Below are 17,570 nucleotides of genomic sequence, written 5' to 3'. Positions count from 1 at the left end.
CTTAAGCAGGTAAAAAATTTTTCCATCCCTTGTATTAAGGTTTCTTTAAGTTAAAAATGATATGATACAGCTAAAGAGGGTGAAGATAATGATTAATTTTCTGCTGATAGAAGATGATGCGGTGCTATCTGATACGATTAAGGAAATTGTATTAGAATTAGGGGAGGTAACCCAAATTTATGATGGCAGTGAAGGGCTCTATGAAGCTGTATCGGGAGTGTATGATTTAGTTATTTTGGATTTAATGCTGCCTGAGATGAATGGCTATAAAGTGCTGGCAGAATTAAGAAAACAAGTACAAACCCCTGTACTTATATTAACCGCAAAGGACGGCCTGGAGGATAAAATCGAAGGCTTTGAAAAAGGAGCAGATGATTATTTGACTAAACCATTCCATCGGGAAGAACTCCTCGTGCGAATCAAGGCAATATTAAAACGCTCATTGGGTTTATTCGATGAAAATACATTAAGCTACAAAAATATCGTATGTCATTTAGCAGCAAAAGAAGTGTGTTTTGGTGAAAAAGTTTTACCGATTCAAGGAAGAGAGTTTGATTTACTAACCTATTTTCTCCAAAACCAAGGGATGATACTTACAAAAGAACAAATTTTTGATCGGATTTGGGGCTTTGATTCAGAGACGACATTAACTGTGGTGGAAGTATATATGAGTAATTTACGAAAACATCTGCGGCAAACGGGTTTGGATAAAGAATTTCGCACGTTACGTAATGTAGGCTATATGTTGAAGGGAGCGAACAATGAATAAAAACCTTTCCAGTAAACAGCGAAGTGCATTTTTCTTCATGAACCTGAGTGCTTTTGCTATCATCTTTATTCTTCTGGGAATCATTATTTTGCAAGTATTAAGTCAAACAGCTTATCGTGAAACCGATGAAACCTTAGTAGAAATGACCCGAAGATCAGAATTTATTCAACAGGAAATTTTCCGCTATCAAGCAGATTCGTTGATTTTTCCGACAAGTGAACAGCCGAAGGAACCGCCTCGAAGTCCGTCCAGTAATTCATTCAACACACAAATTATTTTATGGTCGAAAGAAGGAGAGATTTTAAACAAAGAAGCATTAGGCGGACGTTTTTCTGAACTGGAGAACCTTCGTTTGGAAACGGCCAATCTGGAGGAGGTTGAAACTCTTTCTTTACAAAGCGATGTTGAAAATGAAGAATTAATTTTTCATTCTATCACACAGTCGTACGATGACAATGAAATTGCATATGTTCAAATCGTTTCAAATGTTAACCAAATCCAGCACTCCTTACAGAATTTCCGCATCATTGTCATAGGTTGTATGATTGCTTTTTGGTTATTCTCCATTGGCGTGAGTTATTGGTTATCCACCAATTCTATGAAACCTGTGCTAAAAGCATGGCAGAAGCAGCAAGAGTTTGTTGAAAATGCTTCGCATGAATTACGAACACCATTAACAATTATTCAAAATCGTCTGGAAGGGCTGTTTCGTAAACCAGATCATACCATTATTGACGAATCAGAAAATATAGCTCTGGCCTTAAACGAGACCAGAAGATTAACTGGTTTGACAACGGATTTGTTAACAATTGCCAGAAGTGATGCCAATCAACGGACTTTGGATAAAACAGCAACAGACACAACTGAATTTTTAACAGAATTAGTCACCCCTTTCAAAGAAATGGCAGAAATTGATGATAAGACATTGGATTTAATAACGAAAAATACATTAACAGTTCATTTTGACCAAAAGAAAATATATCAAGTATTTGTGATTCTGCTAGATAATGCTTTAAAGTATACCAAGCCGGGAGATAAGATTCAGGTAATTTCTACGAAAGAGTATAAAAGCTGGGAAGTCCATGTAACAAATACTGGGCCATCCATTTCAAAAGAAGCGCAGGTGCATATTTTTGATCGTTTTTACAGGGAGGATAAATCCCGTGCGAAAGAAACAGGCGGCTATGGTTTAGGGCTTTCTATCGCAAAACAAATTGTTGAAGAACATAAAGGAGAAATTACTGTTGAGAATCTTTCTCCACAGGGGGTAGATTTTTGTATCAAATTTCCAAGAAACGTGAAGTGATAAAGGATTAGAGAGCGATTGTTTGTAAAAAATCGTCGCAGGAAGCTGTTTTTGAGCCAAATAATCGGCAGTTTTTTAGATTCGACTAAACCAAACCAGTTCATGCAGTTATTAACGGTCATGGACTCGGAGGAAATCTAGAGCTAACGTATAAAAAACTCTTTCCCGTAAAAATGGAGAAAGAGTTTTTTATAACTGGTTATTGCTTTTTATAAGCAATTTGAATTTAATCTTACACTCCAACAAGAACTTAATTCCTATACCTTCCGATACCGCCGCATACCTAAAATATTCAGCGTAACAAAAATAACAATAAATAAAACTAAAATAGATAATGGAGCTATTATCTCCCCAAGTGTGAATCCTTTTAAAACAACATCAATCATCGTATTTCCTGCATAGTACAATGGCATAATCGGTGCAATCCATTGCAGCCAGGGTTCCATAGTATCTACATTCAGCATGCCAGAGAAGAATATCTGCGGAATAATCACAAGCGGAATGAATTGAATCATTTGGAATTCGCTGCTGACAAATGTAGATAACAGAAGACCAAGTCCTAGTGCAACAAAGCTTAATAAAATATTGATAATAAACATGTTGGTAATTGAACCGGCGATTTCCATATCTAAAATGTACACGGAGTACAAAATAATAACAGCCGTCTGCAAAATAGCAAAAATCCCATATCCAAATAAATACCCAAATACAATCTCAGATTTTCGGATTGGCGTAGACAGCAATTTCTCCAATGTGCCGCTGCTTCTTTCCTTCAGCATTGACATGCCGGCAATTAAGAAGACAAAAAAGAATACAAAGAAGCTGACTAAAATTGGATTTAAAATTTCAAAAAAGGTATAGCTCTCATCACCATAAATATATTCTACGGTAATCGGGTCTTCGTCCATATTGATTTCCGAATCTATTTCGGTATCAACATCTGTGTCTACACCCAAGTCCGTATTTATATCCAGGTTCTGAGCTGCTTCAGGTGGAAGCTGGTCCATCATTTCATTGATACTTTCTACCATATCTTCTACACCGGCTGACATATCTTCCATATTATTTATCATGTCATCAATATTGTCGGAAAGGTCATTTAATTTCATTTCCATTATTGCCTTTGAGCTTCCCTGGATAGCAGGACCTTCATCCATCGGGTTGTCATTAAGGATGGTTAATGTCCATTCTCCATTCTTTTCCTCCAAAACACCACTGGCATTTCCATCTTCCAAATAAGACTTTATATTAATCTCGTTTTCTTGTTTTACAATCATATCATTTTCTTCCAAAATATCAATTACATCATCACTGACATTGACAACGGCAATAGTTACTTCATCATCCGGGTCAGGAAAAATATAATTTAGCAATGTGATCACAAAAATAGGAGCCAGAAATAAAAGTGCGAGGGTACGTTTATCACGCAGGACTTGTTTGCAAATCCGTTTAATTAGCTGCAGCATTCTCATATTCTTGTTCCTCCAATTTCAAAAAGACCTGATCAATATCGCTGACACCAAAGTTCTCTAGTATTTCCTGAGGGCTGCCGCTTGCTGCAATCCCTTTATTTTTCATTAATAAAAGCTGATCGCACTTCATGGCCTCATCCATAATGTGCGTGGTAATAAGCAGAGTGCTGTCCTTTTTTAAATCATGCAGCTGATTCCAGATGCTTAATTTGAGAACAGGGTCAATTCCGACAGTCGGCTCATCTAAAATTAAATACTTGGGCTGATTGATTAGGGCAATCGCCAGAGATAAGCGGCGTTTCATCCCGCCGGAATAATGCTGAACTAATTTCTTTTTATCCTGCTCAAGCTGGACTAAATCCAAGATAGATTGAACATTCTGTTTCGAGATTTTATTGCCATACATATGAGCGAAAAACTGGATGTTTTCCAGACCAGTTAAATCATGGTATAGTGAATCACTTTGAGCCATATAGCCGATTTTGTTTAAGAGCTTACGGTTTGGAACAGCTGTATCGTCAATTTGGATAGAGCCAGTATCGTGTTTTTCCATTCCCATTAAGCATTTAATCAATGTTGTTTTACCTGTACCTGATGGACCAATCAAACCGGTAATTTGGTTCGCACCAATATCTACGGATACATTCTGCAAGATAGTTTGTTTACCAAAGCTTTTAGACATATTGGATAGTTTAATCATTTCTTGCTGTCTCCTCTCTAAAAATATAGTGAGTAATCACTCACTATATTAACAGAAAAAATAAATGATGGCAATTCTTCTTTTGAAAATCCATAATAAATTAAAAAAAGGGGAAAGCTGAATCACAATTTTAGACGATGAGAAGCAGGATTCTAATGTAGAAGCTGCAATAGTATCCTGCTTATACTAGTTTTGATTATTAATTTTAAGTATTAAAGAAAGAGAGATTTCTTATTTATGAGTTACGGTGTCTTTTGGGAAAAAACACAGGACAATAAAGGTCAGTGTACCAATTAAAAATAAGCCAAAAAATACGGTGTGAATAGCATACGTTAATCCATCCTGCATGAGAATAAGCGTCTCTGACGGTATCTTTTCTCTTAAACCATCATTTAAGATAGCGTCAGTATCAGGCATATCATTGTTTCCTGCCTGCTGATAATATTGCTGAAGGCGAAGATTCAGAATTCCTCCCAGCAGAGCAGTGCCAATCGCGCTGCCGATAATACGCATAAACATATTTAAAGAAGTCGCTGAGCCTCTTTCTTGCCAGGATACACTATTTTGAATAGCTACGATAAATGTTGTCGAAGTCAACCCCATACCTATTCCGACGATAAAAGAGCTGAATCCGGCATAAATGGCTCCTTTTTCTGCATCGAGCAGGAAAAAGAGAAATGTACCAATAAACAGGGCAATTCCGCCAAGAAATGCAGTTCTTCTAAAACCGATTCTTAATACAAGATGTCCGGCAATTGTCGAGGAAATTGGCCAGCCGATGGATAAAGTACTCAAAGTAAAACCGGCTGCAACAGCTGTCTCACCCATGACTCCCTGCACATAAGTAGGGAGGAAGGTGGTTAAACCTAAAATAATCATTCCAGAGAGCAAGGTGGCAATATTGGCAACGACCATTAATTTATTTTTCCATAAATATATAGGCATCATTGGTGCAACGCATCTTTTCTCCTGCCATATAAATAAGGAAATACAAATAATAAACAGAGCAATCAGTCCAATTGTTTCCAGTGATAGCAAGGACCAATTCGTACCTGCTTGTACAAAAACGATAATCAACGAAGATATTGCTATGAAAAAGAAGCTAGTTCCAAGATAGTCAATGGTTTTCTGCTCTTTATCCACTTTTTCATGAAAGAACAGGATAACCCCGGCCAAACCAATTAAGCCTATTGGAATATTGAGCCAGAAGATCCAAGCCCAATCAATGTATTGTACAATCATTCCTCCCAATAGAGGACCGGCAACGGAGGATATTCCCCAGACACTTGCTAAATATCCTTGTACTTTGGCACGTTCTTCGACATTATACATATCTCCGACCATAGTAGTTACCATCGGATGAATGGCGCCGGCCCCGAGACCCTGAATAAGCCGGAACACAATAAGAGCAGTCATTGTTTCAGCGAATCCACATAATAGGGAACCGGTCAAAAAGATAACTACACCGATGATAAAAACAGGTTTGCGTCCGAATAAGTCTGCTAATTTACCATATACCATAATCGTAACTGCCTGCATTAATAAAAAACTGGAAAAGACCCAGCTATATAATGTAAATCCGCCCAAGTCCGATACAATATCAGGCATAGCGGTGGCAATAATTGTTCCTTCAATCGCCGCCATAAACATAGATAATACCAGAGCAATAAGTACGATAGGGCGTTTCGTTTGTTTATGTATCATCGATTTACCTTCCTTTATATCAGCTAATGGTTTCTTCGAAATGATATAATTATTTTGAAAATAAAAGATATTTTCAGCTAACAGAAATAACTTCAGGTGAAATTTTGTTTTATAATTTAATTAACTTTATTGTAGCAGATGCTTTCTTATTTTGTTAGAAAGGTGCTGCTGAGTAAATATCAGGGGGGGAGCAGCAGGAAGGCTGCCCAGCAAAGATATACTATCTCTACTGGGCTCCAAGTGCTGCAGTGAAAACATATTTCTTATTTTAAAATAGAGGGAGGATGGATCATTGAATCTGCCGGAAGTGAAATTAAGAGAGTTAAAGCTGGAGGACGCAGCAGATCGTTATAAATGGTGTTTGGATAAAGAAGTAACAAGGTATTTAAAGGTTCCCGATACATTTCCGCCATTCACTATGGAAGAAACAGAAAATTGGATTCAAAAATGTACAGATAAAACAAATGGTTATGAACAAAAAGCAATTCTCTCTGGTGATGGAAAGCATATTGGCTGGGTGGATTTAAAAAATATCGATACATTCAATAAGCAAGCCGAACTGGGAATTACTGTTGGAAATAAGGATTTTTGGGGAAATGGATATGGAGCTGCAGCGATGAAGACAATGCTGCTGTGGGGATTTCAGGAATTATCTTTGCATAAAATTTGGTTGAGGGTGGATATTGATAACCAGCAGGCGATTAAATCATATAAAAAATCTGGTTTTATAGAAGAAGGTATTCTAAGGGAAGACCGTAAAAGAGGTAACGGGTTTGTTGACAGATTAAGAATGAGTATTCTTCGATCTGAATTTTTTTTAAAGGGATAAAACAGTATACTTGAAAAAATCTGAAATTTATTTAATGGTATGTTAAGTGTTATCTGTAAAAAAGGGGAGTATCTGCTTCTGTGTTTGGTAACAATAAAGGGGTAAACCCTTTATTGTTGTTTAAACCAATTCAATTTTATAAACTCCACGATCTGTAGTAATAAAAAATTTCTTGCCATTAAACTCATATAGGGAGTCATCCTGCAAGGGGATTTCATAAGTAGATGATGGAAGCGGCTCATTATCCATCGCAGTCAATGTTTCAATTTGCCCGTCACCGTTCAAAAGTAAGCTGTGTTTTGGTACATAGCCGTCTGTACTGCGCATGTTCTGATCATAGGATATATTTTGCAGATTTATTATTGTTTGATCGATATCATTTATTTCATGTTTTGTAATTTTGATTTTTTCCCCGTTCCATTGCTGAATCAATGTATTAAACTCCTCAATTGATAAAAAACCATTCTCCATAGAAAATCCCTCCTAAGTATAATTTCTCCTGAATTCAACGAAAATATACGGTGAGGACAGTAAAAATAAAGGCAGAATCATAACAAAGCGATTCAATTTAATCATCGAATCGCTTTGTTATATTAATTATTTCTTGTGTGCTCGTTTATCGGCAGCCCGGCTTCTTGCTTGAGCCTCTCTATCATCTGCATCAGCAAGCTCATCTGAAAATTCGACATCAATGCCGTCTGTTTTCTGATTTTTAGGAGTTTGTGCTAAATAGTTATTTTTTCTCTTGTTATGCTCATCTCTACCCATTTGAATCACTCCTTTTGATTGTATACAACAGGTTAGTCTATCGTTGCCAGAATTAGGTCGGTTAAACTTTCAGCACATTGAGACACCTTATGACGATGGTCATGCTGCACCTACATTATTCACAAACAACAAAAGAAAAACCAGTGTTTATACATCTGTATTTTTAACTGGTTTACGATACTTATTCATTTTATCAGCAATAAGTTCCCCATTTTAGGAATGGAGCGAATTCGAATATGACCCATCAACAGGTAATGGTCCGATTCGTTTGGATTTAAATGTTGCGAATTAAGCCTTTGCTTCTTAGGCAGTTGGGGATGATAAGACCTATTGAATTATACTTATTAGCATCTTTTGAGTCTGAGGTAGTAATACGTAGATGTGAAAACAGAATTTTTTGCATAATGATGTTTAGCAACTCAAAAAGAAAGGAAAAGGAATAAAAAAGACAATGAGGTGAGAGGTAAATGGGTAATGAAGATAAACGTGCTTCAAAGAGCAGAAATTCGAAATGGAATGAAGAGCGAAGAACAAAGCTGGATAAACATGAGGAACAAAAATTTGTAGATGATATTCCGATGGAAGATTTAAAAATAGAAGCACAGGATGAGAAAAAGAAAACAAAGTCTAAGGATGATTCACAGAGCGATAGAAAGTATAAAAAGAAAGGGGGACTCTGAGCGTAATGCTGAGAGTCTTTTTCATGGATGTTGACCAAAAGATACGAAATAGCTAATGGAATGGTTCTGGAATTAAATCTCCATCATTTTTGATTAAGAGTAAATGTGGATAATCCGAAGATGAATGAGAAGAGAAATACAAAAGAATAATTATTCGTTTAAATGTATAATTATTAGTTAATTAGGTTCATTTATTTTCCTTCATTCCATGATAGAATAAGGAACATAAAATTTATTTGCAATTTGATAGTTGTAAATCTGTTTTTATTTTTTGAGGTAAAAAATGAAGCCAATGAATTTGAGCTACATATCATTCGTAAATCTATGATGGACGCATTTGGGAGGGGAGATAAGGTGGAACACATGGGATGGTTATCACTTATTCCGCCGGTTTTGGCAGTTATTTTAGCGATTATTACAAAAAACGTTATTATTTCATTGTTTTTAGGTGCTTTTACTGGTGTTCTTATTATTGTAGGAGGAAATCCTTTAACGGCAACAACAGAAACTATAGGTAATTTTCTGTTTCCTCAGGTAGCAGATAGTTACAATGCAGCCGTGCTTGTGCTGCTGTTTTTTATCGGGGGCTTTGTTGCCTTAGTGGAAAAATCAGGTGGAGGAGCTGCACTTGCTGCAAGAACAGTAAAATCAATCAATTCGAAGGTGAAAGCACAGTTATCTGCCTGGTGCGGGGGGTTAATTATTTTTTTCTCAGACTTAGGAACACCCTTAATCGTCGGACCGATTTTTGAAAAAATCTTTGATAAAGCAAGAATTTCCAGAGAGAAACTGGCGTATATTATTGATTCCACATCTTCTCCAGTTGCAGTATTAATCCCTTTTATCGGCTGGGGTGTTTATATCATGGGACTGATAAAGAGTGAATTCGACGGTCTGGGGATAACGGCATCAGAATTTGATACATTTGTACAAGTTATTCCGTTTCAATTCTATGCTATTTTGGCAGTGTTAATGGTACCGTTAATGGCCATATTAAAGTTGGATTTTGGACCTATGGCCAAGGCTGAACAAAGGGTTAGAGAGACAGGCCAGCTGTATTGGAAGGATTCTAAACCGCTGCGCAGATCAGACAATGAAGCCGATGCTGATCAAGAAAGTAAAGCAATTTTAATTTGGCTGCCTTTATTAGTATTGTTCGTTACTTTGTTTGGATTATTATTAACAAAAGGTTTTCCTTTTGAACCGGTAGACGGAAATGATTTCCGGGTATCTTTAATAACTGCTTATTTATTTGCAGCAATTTCTATTTTTATTTTATTAATTGCCTTCCGTCTGAAAAAATTTGGAGATATTTTTGATATATACACTTCAGGAATGCAGAAAATGGTTTATGTCGCAGTGACACTCGTATTGGCATGGTCACTTGGAACAGTGATTGGTGAGATGGGAACAGCTAATTATATTGTAGAATTGATGCAGGGAAGAGTCCCGGCATTTATTATTCCAGCACTGCTTTTTATTATCGGAGCAATTGTTTCTCTTGCTTCCGGTTCTTCTTGGGGAACTTTTGCAATTATGCTTCCAATTGCTATTCCGATGGCAGTAGCACTGGATGCACATATGCTTGTCTGTATCGGTGCCGTATTATCAGGAGGCATTTTTGGGGACCATAGTTCACCAATTTCTGATACAAGTATTTTATCATCGACAGGGGCTGGCGCAGATCATATTGACCACGTAAAAACACAATTCCCTTATGCATTGACTAATGCGGTGATTGCATTAATCGGTTTTATTGCAGCAGGATTGACCGGAAGTCCATGGACAGTAGTATTAACAGTAATACTGCTTGTTTTAGCAGTAGTTGTTTTATCAAAGCTTACAAAGAAAAAATATGAATCAAATATAAACGTATAAAGAAATATGCCTTGTACATCAGCAAGGCGTGTTTTTGTTTGCTTCTTATAATAAAATAGAAGATATAATTATTTTCAGATCAAAAAATTTACATCTTTTTATGAAAGAGGGGAAATAAATAATGAGATGGGAAAAAGCAGCTAAAAAAGATTATACCAGCTTAATTCAATTATGGGAGAAATCCGTTTTGGCAACACATGATTTTTTAAAACAAGGTGATAGAGAAGCGATTAAAACAGAAATTCCTACATATTTTCCACAATTAGAATTAAAAATGTGGTATCAGGATGACAGGTTCATTGGGTTTTCCGGCGTGAATGAAAAACATTTGGAAATGTTGTTCTTAGATCCTGGAGAAACAGGGAACGGATTTGGCAGCAATATTTTAACGTCTTTGATAGAAAATGATGGTATTAAGTCAGTGGATGTAAACGAGGATAATAAGCAGGCAGCTGCTTTTTATCTGAAAAATGGATTTCAAGTAATTAGTAAATCGAAACAGGACGATCAGGGAAGAAATTATCCAATTTTGCATTTGGCTTTGAAAAAGTTATAAAATTAGAATAATAGGTTGGATGTGTAGTTGGAAACCTTTGTTTATTTCTTTTACAATAAATTTTATTAAACCACTTAGAAAGGACAGACATCATATGGAAGAGTCAGTAGTAGTAAAAAAAGGTGGACTTTTTAATAAATATCGTACAATTCAACAAGGAATAGATGCCGTTTCTGATGGAGGTACAGTCTATATAGAGAATGGTCAATATTCAGAAAATATAACAATTGATGGAAGAAGTGTAGCGCTAAAGGGAAAAGGACAAGTCGCTATTTCAGCTTCATCAAATATGCCTTTATTAAAAACAATAGATGCAGCTGTAACACTTCAAGGAATTGCATTTCGTCAGACAGGACATACCAATGCAATTTATGTAAAGGAGACTTCTGAGGTTAACATAGAGGATTGCAGAATTGAAGGCGAAAATTATCAGGATGTAAAGACAACTTATCCGGCCCTATGGATTGGTTTAGAGTCAAAGGTGCATGTGAAAAACAGCACGCTTATCGGTCATACATCCAATTCCCTTCATGCAGAAGAATCCGTAGTAACCATAGAGAGCTGTGATGTGAAAGGTGTTGGGATTTATGCCGGCTTTGGCAGCAGGCTGACTGCAGAGAATCTGATAATAAAAAATCCCAGCAACTATGGAATTTTTGCAAAAGAAGCAGAGCTGAACCTGCACGAAGTAAGTATGACTGGTGGTGGTGTAGCTGTTATCTTAGAAGATAGCAAAGGTTATATAAATTCCCTGACAACCAATCATACATACCGGGATGTGCTAAGGGTGGATCACAGTGAATTAACTGTTGAAAAAGCGGAAATGAAAAACTTTTGCGAGATAAAGAGAAAAGATGAGAAGGCTGGTTACCCGGCTGTCTATATAAAGAATCGTTCCGTTGTAAAATTAGATGATGTGCAGATTCACGATTCTCTATTTGATGGGATTCAAGTCTATCAGTCTCAATTGGAGCTTTCAAATGCCTTTTTGAAAAAACTGTTTATGGGAATTTATATTCGTGAACAATCTACAGTAAAATTGGAGAATGTTGAAATGACCAGATTGGAATATAATGCAGTCAGCTCTGCAGGCCAATCGAATGTAATGATAAAAAATAGTACGTTTGATCATTGTGTAGATGAACATGAAAAGAATTATCCGGTTATTTTTATAAAGGAGGAGGGAAGTCTGCATTTAGAGGAAACAACAATAAAAGGTTCACTTCATGATGCTGTTTATTTAGATGGAGTTCAAAACACATACTTAGATAATGTGACATTTGATGCGGTAAATATAGGGATTTATATACAAAAATCTATTTTAAATGCCAATCAGCTGACGATAAAAAATTGCTATAAAAATGCCTTGATACTTCAAGATGGCGAGGCAGATATTCGTAACAGCTATTTAGAAAATAATAATCTGAATAGTTCGGCAACCTACGAAAAAAATTCAGATATACCAAAAGCGGTAGATGCGGCCATTTCAATTGCTAATGCCAGGGTAGTTTTGGATAGTGTAGAGGTGATTGATAAGACAGCAGCTGTTTCTTTACGGAAGCGGAGCAGTCTGAATGCAAGTTCACTGCAGCTTTCCGGAGGGGTTTTTTCGATGGATAGTATTATTGATATTTCTTACCTGACATTCAGGAATATAGAGAAAGAAGCTGTTCACTTTAAATTATTAAGAGGCACTGCTGCCAAGGTTCAGTTTGATGATCCAAGTGTAAGAGTGTGGCTGCAGAAGGATAAGGGCAGCCGGTTTTCATCTAATTTAATACACTCTCCGCATATGGTATTATCGTATGATTTTACAGAGAAAGCAACAGGACCAGTGCCAGTCAATGATGCCATTCCATTTGAAATGAAAACGAAAGAGTCCCAGCCTAAGGATAAAGAAACTGTTCAAATGGAAAGCCTGATCGGCCCGACAGCTTATAAAGAAGTGATGAAAAAATTCCTGAAAGAAATTACTTTATATAAGGTCCGGACTGCCCAAGGAATCTCAATGGATCAGCAGTGGGGAATGCTGTGGCTGCAAAAAGGGATGAATGATCTCACTCCATTTTTTGATCAAACCCGAAACTTGCTTATTGAAACGGAGCTAATAAAAGAAAACGAATGCTTTCGATTTTCTGAAATGTCTTCATTAAATGATTTAGAACAGATAAGTAGCGGTTTGTTATGGATAGATCAGCTGGAAAAAATAGAAAATGACAATAACCTGATGACGTTATTAGAAAATAAATTTCCTAATCACAAACTCGTTATCATTATTTCGGGTAAAGAAACAGAAATTAACCGATTGAAAAATTTTGCTCCAAAATTGATAGAGCAATTAAACTATAAGTCTGTATTTGGTTTGTATACAGCAGAGGAAACAGCAGAAATTGTCCGTCAAATCTTAGTGAAACATCAATTTGTATTTGATTCAACCTTTCTTAAGGAAGCTGTTAACGATAATTATCCGTCATCAACAGATGAGCGTATAAATCAATGGCCTGAAGAAATTGTTAAATCTATTATTCAGGTGCAGTCTGAGAGATTAATAGACCAACCTGAGTTATCGCTTGAAAAAGAGCAGATTATCAGTTTAACACAAACAGATATATTAAAAGGGATTATGGCCGTGAAATAACTAGAAAAAGGCTGGTTATAGGTAAATTTGCTTTTCAAATTTCTATAAAAAATAACTTTAGAATGGAATCAGCACAATATCTGATAGGCGGGATAGCCAGTTCATTTTATGAAGCCGTTTGTTTCTGGGGAATTTGGGAAACAGACGGCTTGATTTATGATAAATTATTATTTACTAGTTCATAGCAATTGTAATATTTTTATAGATACAGGTAATACTTCAAGCTGTTTTTTGTTTTCCTACAGCCACATTGACATGGTCAAAGCTCGCATGTTTTTCTCGGACTGTAACAAAGGCAATAGCTCCAATCAGACTAGGTATAGCAAAGGCCATAAACGCATGCTGCGGGTCTAAATTGGTTGTCAGTAAAAGTGCAATGGCCACCGGTGCCATGATTCCTCCAATCCGCCCGACGCCGACAGCTATACTTAATCCGGTCGTACGAATCTCCCTTGGATAAAATTCGGAAATATATGGATTGACTAAGTTTTGTGTTCCCACTGTACAAGCACCTGTTAATGTAATGATAAGATATAGTAAAAGAGCATTTGTTGTTATACTTAACATAACAAAACATAGTGATCCGATAAAAAACATCAGGATTAAGACAGAACGATGTCCGAGACGGCTTACTAACATTCCGCCAAATATAGAGCCCGAAATTTGTCCGACAGCAAGCATCAGGTTAAAGGACAGGCTGGATGTAAGACCGTGACCTGATTCAACCATAATTTGCGGCAGCCAGGTTGTTAGTCCGGATATAACGAGCATCGAGCAAGTGACTGCAATCCAAAATGCAAGTGTACTGCTGGTTCGTTTATTTGAGAAGACCTTTTTAATTGGGAATTCTTTTGTACTCTCATTAAATGTTTCGTATTCATAGTTATCAGCCGCTTGATAGTTACCACAGGGATCAACTTTATTAAGAATCTCTGCAATTTTATCTCCTTTTTTCTTTTTAAGATAATAAGAAACAGATTCAGGAAATTGCTTTAAGAACCAAGGCAGCGTGATAAGGGGAATAATACTAATCCAATATAATAACCTCCAGCTCGTCAATTCCATTAAATACATTCCAATTAAGGAAGCGATAATTGCTCCGATAGAATAGCCGCAGTACATTGTAGCAATCGTCAATGCGCGTTTCTTCACCGGAGAATACTCTCCCATAATTGCAACAAGGATTGGCATAATTCCGCCTAAACCAAGTGCAGCAATCACCCGCATAATCATAAATAAGGTAGGCTCCTGTGCAAAGCCTGCTAAAAAGGTGAAAAGACTAAATAAGGTTAAACAAATGGCTATTGCTTTTTTACGGCCGATAAGATCTGAAATAGAGCCTAACAGAAAAGTACCGATCATGGCACTGATAAGGGTATAGCTGCTTATTGCCCCGGCTTCTACTCTGCTGATATTAAAATCCTCCATCATTAATGGTAATCCAATTCCATATATAGCAACATCAAAGCCATCAAAGCCGATAGCGAAAAAACACCAGAGAAAAATAAGTAAATGAAATTTATTAAATTTACTGTTCCCCAAAACTTGAGTTGTTTGAACCGTCCGCATAATTTTAAAACTTCCTTCCGTTTATTTAAATTTCGCAATGTAAATGATTAAACAGAATGTTATCATGAAACAGCAGTTATAAGGTAATTGTAAAAATGTATCGTTTGCTATAGGAAAAAACTATATGGAAGTAGATTAATTATTATCTTCTTGTCCAAGTCCGTTATCATAAGGTGGCATACCGAGAACAAGAAGATTTAAATTAACAAATAATAGCGGGCTTATTCCAGGGGAATATACGCCTCCTTGAAATAAGCCCGCTAACTTTAATGATAGCTGGTAATAATTTAATAATAATTCGAGAAATCCTGTTTATTTTTGATCACATTCGTACAATAACGGCTCCGCCGCTGTTTCCCTGAACACATTTGGTATCTTCCTGATCATGTATTGACTGTAACAGGCGATTATTTTGTATAATCAATCGATTAAGCTGATCCATTTGATTTTTGAGCTGAGTTATCATTTGCATCATGTATTGCATATCTGGTGTTATACCATGATAAGAGCTGACAGGATAAGTTGAATAGGTATTATATTGGCTATTTCCTAACCCCTGACTATTTGTATCCCGGACAGAAAGTGTATTATGCCCAGGCAACATTCCTGTTCCATATACAGGACCTTGAATTTGTGTTTCCACATTTTGATTTCCTGAATTGTTCCTGTTATCAAAATGCAGATAGTTATCCTGCTGAATATTATCTCTATGATTTTGATGATAAGATTGCCAGCCGGGCGAGGGGTGATTGTGAAAAGACATCCAATAACCTCCTTTCATCCTACACCCAGTTTATTCGCCTTTTCTTTCCGTGTGTGTAGCAATCTGAAAAGGATTGCTTTGCTGCAAGCTGCGTTAGTCCACAATAATTTAGTCTGATTATAATTATATAAAAGCTCTTTAATGAATTATTATTCTTTTAAAGCTTAAAAAAATCGCCTGATTTGCGATTTTTTCGTATCAGGCGATTTTTTAAGGCTTGTTATTCAGTTAATAGAGGGTAGAAACCTTCTTCATTATGTGTTTCTGTTCCCACTAACGGCGGGTTGAATACACACACCATACGCATCTGGGTACGTGCGCGAAGACGGTGCTTATCATTTTCATCTAAAAGATACATTGTACCAGGCTTAATCTGGTACACATCTCCAGTTGATATCTTCTCAATTTCTCCTTCACCTTCGATGCAGTAAACTGCTTCAATATGATTTTTATACCAAAAGAAATTATCTGTTCCTGCTTTAATTATTGTATCGTTCATACTGAAACCGACGCCGTCCTTCTTTAAAATAAAACGACGGCTCTCCCAGTTTTCGGATTTTGTTTCAGCTTCTGTTCCAAGTAAATCCTCCAGTGATTTTACGATCATTTATTTTTTCTCCTCTCTATTAATAAATCTCTATCTATTTTTATCGTTCAAGTACGTGTTTTATACTGTCTTCAAGCAGCTCCAGTCCTTTTTCCAAACCTTCCTGATCAATAATCAACGGCGGTAGAAACTTGACTACTTCATCATCTGGACCGGAAGTTTCAACAATCAGGCCACGATTAAAAGCTTCGGCACAAATTTCTCCTGCCAAGCCTTCTTTTTCTATGGCAATTCCTTGCATTAAGCCTCTGCCTCTGGCTTCGCCCTGTAATTCGGGATATTTTTCAATCAGCTTATGCACTGCTTTTTTCAAAAATATGCCTTTTTCCTGTACGTCATTACTGAAATCATCCGTTTCCCAATTTTTCAATGCTTCAGTCGCAGCAATAAACGCCATATTGTTGCCACGAAAGGTTCCGTTATGTTCACCAGGTCCCCATTGGTCATACTCTGATTTAATCAGTGTAATTGCCATTGGCAGACCAATTCCACCGATAGATTTGGATAGACAAACAATATCTGGTTTAATTCCTGCAGGTTCAAAGCTGAAGAAGGTGCCAGTACGACCATTTCCAGCCTGTACATCATCAACAATCAGGAGAATGTCCCAGCGTCTGCACAGCTCTTCCACTTTTTTCAGCCATTCCATTCGAGCAGCATTAATTCCGCCTTCTCCCTGAACGGTTTCCAGAATAATTGCGGCAGGCAACGCTACGCCGCTTCCGCTGTCATCTAAAAAGCGATCCAGATAAGCAATGGAATCATGATCCTCAACATAATTATCAAATGGCATAGATACAGCATGATGCAGCGGAACACCGGCTCCATGGCGCTTAAAGGAATTTCCTGTTACAGAAAGTGACCCGATTGTCATTCCATGAAAAGCGTTGGTAAAACTGATTACGGTCTCCCGGCCAGTCACTTTTCTGGCAATTTTCAGCGCGCTTTCTACGGTATTTGTTCCGGTAGGGCCAGGGAACATAATCTTGTAATCAAGATTTCTCGGCTTGAGTATAACTTCGTTGAAGCGTTCCAGGAAATTTTCTCTTGGGGGAGTCCCCATATCGAGGCTATGGATAATGCCATCATTTTTGATATATTCAATTAATTTCTCCTGCATCACATTATCGTTGTGACCATAATTCAATGTGCCTGCACCTGCAAAGAAATCAATATATTCTTTTCCGTCGGTATCCCACAGCTTATAGCCTTTTGATTTTTCAAAAACAGTTGGCCATCCTCTGCTGTAGCTTCTTACTTCTGATTCTAAATTTTCAAACGTTTTCATTTTCGCATTATTTAATGTTGCAGTTGTCAATGAAATCATTCCT

16 protein-coding genes are annotated in these 17,570 nt (G+C 36.9%); 7 read left to right on the top strand and 9 right to left on the bottom strand.

All coding sequences use genetic code 11. The features are described from left to right. Positions 1-88 precede the first annotated feature (88 nt). Positions 89-769 (top strand): response regulator transcription factor, encoded by a 681-nt coding sequence (locus tag OSO01_RS03045; RefSeq protein WP_147208554.1) that lies wholly within the window; start codon positions 89-91, stop codon positions 767-769. Further along, positions 762-2,075: a sensor histidine kinase gene (locus OSO01_RS03040; RefSeq protein WP_147208552.1), complete on the top strand. Its 1,314-nt coding sequence runs from the start codon at positions 762-764 to the stop codon at positions 2,073-2,075. The genes OSO01_RS03045 and OSO01_RS03040 overlap by 8 nt, the downstream gene beginning before the upstream one ends. A gap of 257 nt (positions 2,076-2,332) precedes the next feature. Here the strand turns inward: OSO01_RS03040 and OSO01_RS03035 are convergent, their stop codons facing one another. The 3 genes from OSO01_RS03035 to OSO01_RS03025 form a co-directional block, all read right to left on the bottom strand. Beyond that, positions 2,333-3,547, bottom strand: a complete 1,215-nt coding sequence (locus OSO01_RS03035; protein ID WP_147208549.1) for an ABC transporter permease — start codon at positions 3,545-3,547, stop codon at positions 2,333-2,335. Beyond that, a complete protein-coding gene (locus OSO01_RS03030) occupies positions 3,525-4,247 on the bottom strand; it encodes an ABC transporter ATP-binding protein (protein ID WP_147208546.1) in 723 nt (240 codons plus the stop codon). The genes OSO01_RS03035 and OSO01_RS03030 overlap by 23 nt, the downstream gene beginning before the upstream one ends. 231 nt (positions 4,248-4,478) lie before the next feature. Further along, a complete protein-coding gene (locus OSO01_RS03025) occupies positions 4,479-5,951 on the bottom strand; it encodes an MDR family MFS transporter (RefSeq protein WP_147208544.1) in 1,473 nt (490 codons plus the stop codon). Between the two features lie 292 nt (positions 5,952-6,243). On the opposite strand from OSO01_RS03025, the gene OSO01_RS03020 reads away from it, so the two are divergent. Continuing rightward, entirely contained in the window at positions 6,244-6,780 is a 537-nt protein-coding gene (locus tag OSO01_RS03020; protein ID WP_147208541.1) for a GNAT family N-acetyltransferase, read from the top strand. 120 nt (positions 6,781-6,900) lie between these two features. Here the strand turns inward: OSO01_RS03020 and ymzB are convergent, their stop codons facing one another. After that, a complete protein-coding gene (gene ymzB / locus OSO01_RS03015) occupies positions 6,901-7,251 on the bottom strand; it encodes a protein YmzB (RefSeq protein ID WP_147208538.1) in 351 nt (116 codons plus the stop codon). 126 nt (positions 7,252-7,377) lie between these two features. Further along, positions 7,378-7,548, bottom strand: coding sequence for a YfhD family protein (locus OSO01_RS03010; protein WP_147208534.1), 171 nt, complete (start codon positions 7,546-7,548; stop codon positions 7,378-7,380). Between the two features lie 467 nt (positions 7,549-8,015). Here OSO01_RS03010 and OSO01_RS03005 point away from each other — a divergent pair, with 467 nt between their 5' ends. From OSO01_RS03005 to OSO01_RS02990, 4 genes are all read left to right on the top strand, one after another. Further along, positions 8,016-8,228, top strand: a complete 213-nt coding sequence (locus OSO01_RS03005; protein WP_147208531.1) for a YczO family protein — start codon at positions 8,016-8,018, stop codon at positions 8,226-8,228. Positions 8,229-8,591: 363 nt separating this feature from the next. Continuing rightward, positions 8,592-10,106, top strand: coding sequence for a Na+/H+ antiporter NhaC family protein (locus tag OSO01_RS03000; RefSeq protein WP_246145016.1), 1,515 nt, complete (start codon positions 8,592-8,594; stop codon positions 10,104-10,106). A gap of 121 nt (positions 10,107-10,227) precedes the next feature. Further along, positions 10,228-10,662: a GNAT family N-acetyltransferase gene (locus OSO01_RS02995; RefSeq protein WP_147208528.1), complete on the top strand. Its 435-nt coding sequence runs from the start codon at positions 10,228-10,230 to the stop codon at positions 10,660-10,662. Positions 10,663-10,756: 94 nt separating this feature from the next. Further along, positions 10,757-13,300, top strand: coding sequence for a right-handed parallel beta-helix repeat-containing protein (locus OSO01_RS02990; protein ID WP_186813531.1), 2,544 nt, complete (start codon positions 10,757-10,759; stop codon positions 13,298-13,300). Between the two features lie 219 nt (positions 13,301-13,519). Here the strand turns inward: OSO01_RS02990 and OSO01_RS02985 are convergent, their stop codons facing one another. The 4 genes from OSO01_RS02985 to ectB form a co-directional block, all read right to left on the bottom strand. After that, entirely contained in the window at positions 13,520-14,869 is a 1,350-nt protein-coding gene (locus tag OSO01_RS02985; RefSeq protein WP_147208523.1) for an MFS transporter, read from the bottom strand. A gap of 322 nt (positions 14,870-15,191) precedes the next feature. After that, on the bottom strand, positions 15,192-15,632 hold the full coding sequence (locus OSO01_RS02980; protein WP_147208520.1) for a hypothetical protein: 441 nt from the start codon (positions 15,630-15,632) through the stop codon (positions 15,192-15,194). Between the two features lie 220 nt (positions 15,633-15,852). Continuing rightward, positions 15,853-16,239: an ectoine synthase gene (locus OSO01_RS02975; protein ID WP_147208518.1), complete on the bottom strand. Its 387-nt coding sequence runs from the start codon at positions 16,237-16,239 to the stop codon at positions 15,853-15,855. Between the two features lie 40 nt (positions 16,240-16,279). Further along, the gene (gene ectB / locus OSO01_RS02970) at positions 16,280-17,566 is read right to left on the bottom strand and encodes a diaminobutyrate--2-oxoglutarate transaminase (protein WP_147208515.1); all 1,287 of its coding nucleotides are present in this window, start codon (positions 17,564-17,566) and stop codon (positions 16,280-16,282) included. Positions 17,567-17,570: the final 4 nt, after the last annotated feature.

It is taken from the genome of Oceanobacillus sojae (genome assembly GCF_007991515.1).
Classification (GTDB): domain Bacteria; phylum Bacillota; class Bacilli; order Bacillales; family Amphibacillaceae; genus Oceanobacillus; species Oceanobacillus sojae.
Note: the sequence above shows the minus strand (reverse complement) of the source record. Positions and strands in the feature narration are given on the sequence as shown.

Excerpts from the sequence above, each read along its gene's own strand:
- OSO01_RS03030 (WP_147208546.1), bottom strand. The coding sequence starts at position 4,247 with ATGATTAAACTATCCAATATGTCTAAAAGCTTTGGTAAACAAACTATC.
- OSO01_RS02985 (WP_147208523.1), bottom strand. The coding sequence starts at position 14,869 with ATGCGGACGGTTCAAACAACTCAAGTTTTGGGGAACAGTAAATTTAAT.
- OSO01_RS03025 (WP_147208544.1), bottom strand. The coding sequence starts at position 5,951 with ATGATACATAAACAAACGAAACGCCCTATCGTACTTATTGCTCTGGTA.
- OSO01_RS03005 (WP_147208531.1), top strand. The coding sequence starts at position 8,016 with ATGGGTAATGAAGATAAACGTGCTTCAAAGAGCAGAAATTCGAAATGG.
- ectB (WP_147208515.1), bottom strand. The coding sequence starts at position 17,566 with ATGATTTCATTGACAACTGCAACATTAAATAATGCGAAAATGAAAACG.
- OSO01_RS03010 (WP_147208534.1), bottom strand. The coding sequence starts at position 7,548 with ATGGGTAGAGATGAGCATAACAAGAGAAAAAATAACTATTTAGCACAA.
- OSO01_RS02980 (WP_147208520.1), bottom strand. The coding sequence starts at position 15,632 with ATGTCTTTTCACAATCACCCCTCGCCCGGCTGGCAATCTTATCATCAA.
- OSO01_RS03045 (WP_147208554.1), top strand. The coding sequence starts at position 89 with ATGATTAATTTTCTGCTGATAGAAGATGATGCGGTGCTATCTGATACG.
- OSO01_RS03035 (WP_147208549.1), bottom strand. The coding sequence starts at position 3,547 with ATGAGAATGCTGCAGCTAATTAAACGGATTTGCAAACAAGTCCTGCGT.
- ymzB (WP_147208538.1), bottom strand. The coding sequence starts at position 7,251 with ATGGAGAATGGTTTTTTATCAATTGAGGAGTTTAATACATTGATTCAG.
- OSO01_RS02975 (WP_147208518.1), bottom strand. The coding sequence starts at position 16,239 with ATGATCGTAAAATCACTGGAGGATTTACTTGGAACAGAAGCTGAAACA.
- OSO01_RS03040 (WP_147208552.1), top strand. The coding sequence starts at position 762 with ATGAATAAAAACCTTTCCAGTAAACAGCGAAGTGCATTTTTCTTCATG.
- OSO01_RS02995 (WP_147208528.1), top strand. The coding sequence starts at position 10,228 with ATGAGATGGGAAAAAGCAGCTAAAAAAGATTATACCAGCTTAATTCAA.
- OSO01_RS03000 (WP_246145016.1), top strand. The coding sequence starts at position 8,592 with ATGGGATGGTTATCACTTATTCCGCCGGTTTTGGCAGTTATTTTAGCG.
- OSO01_RS02990 (WP_186813531.1), top strand. The coding sequence starts at position 10,757 with ATGGAAGAGTCAGTAGTAGTAAAAAAAGGTGGACTTTTTAATAAATAT.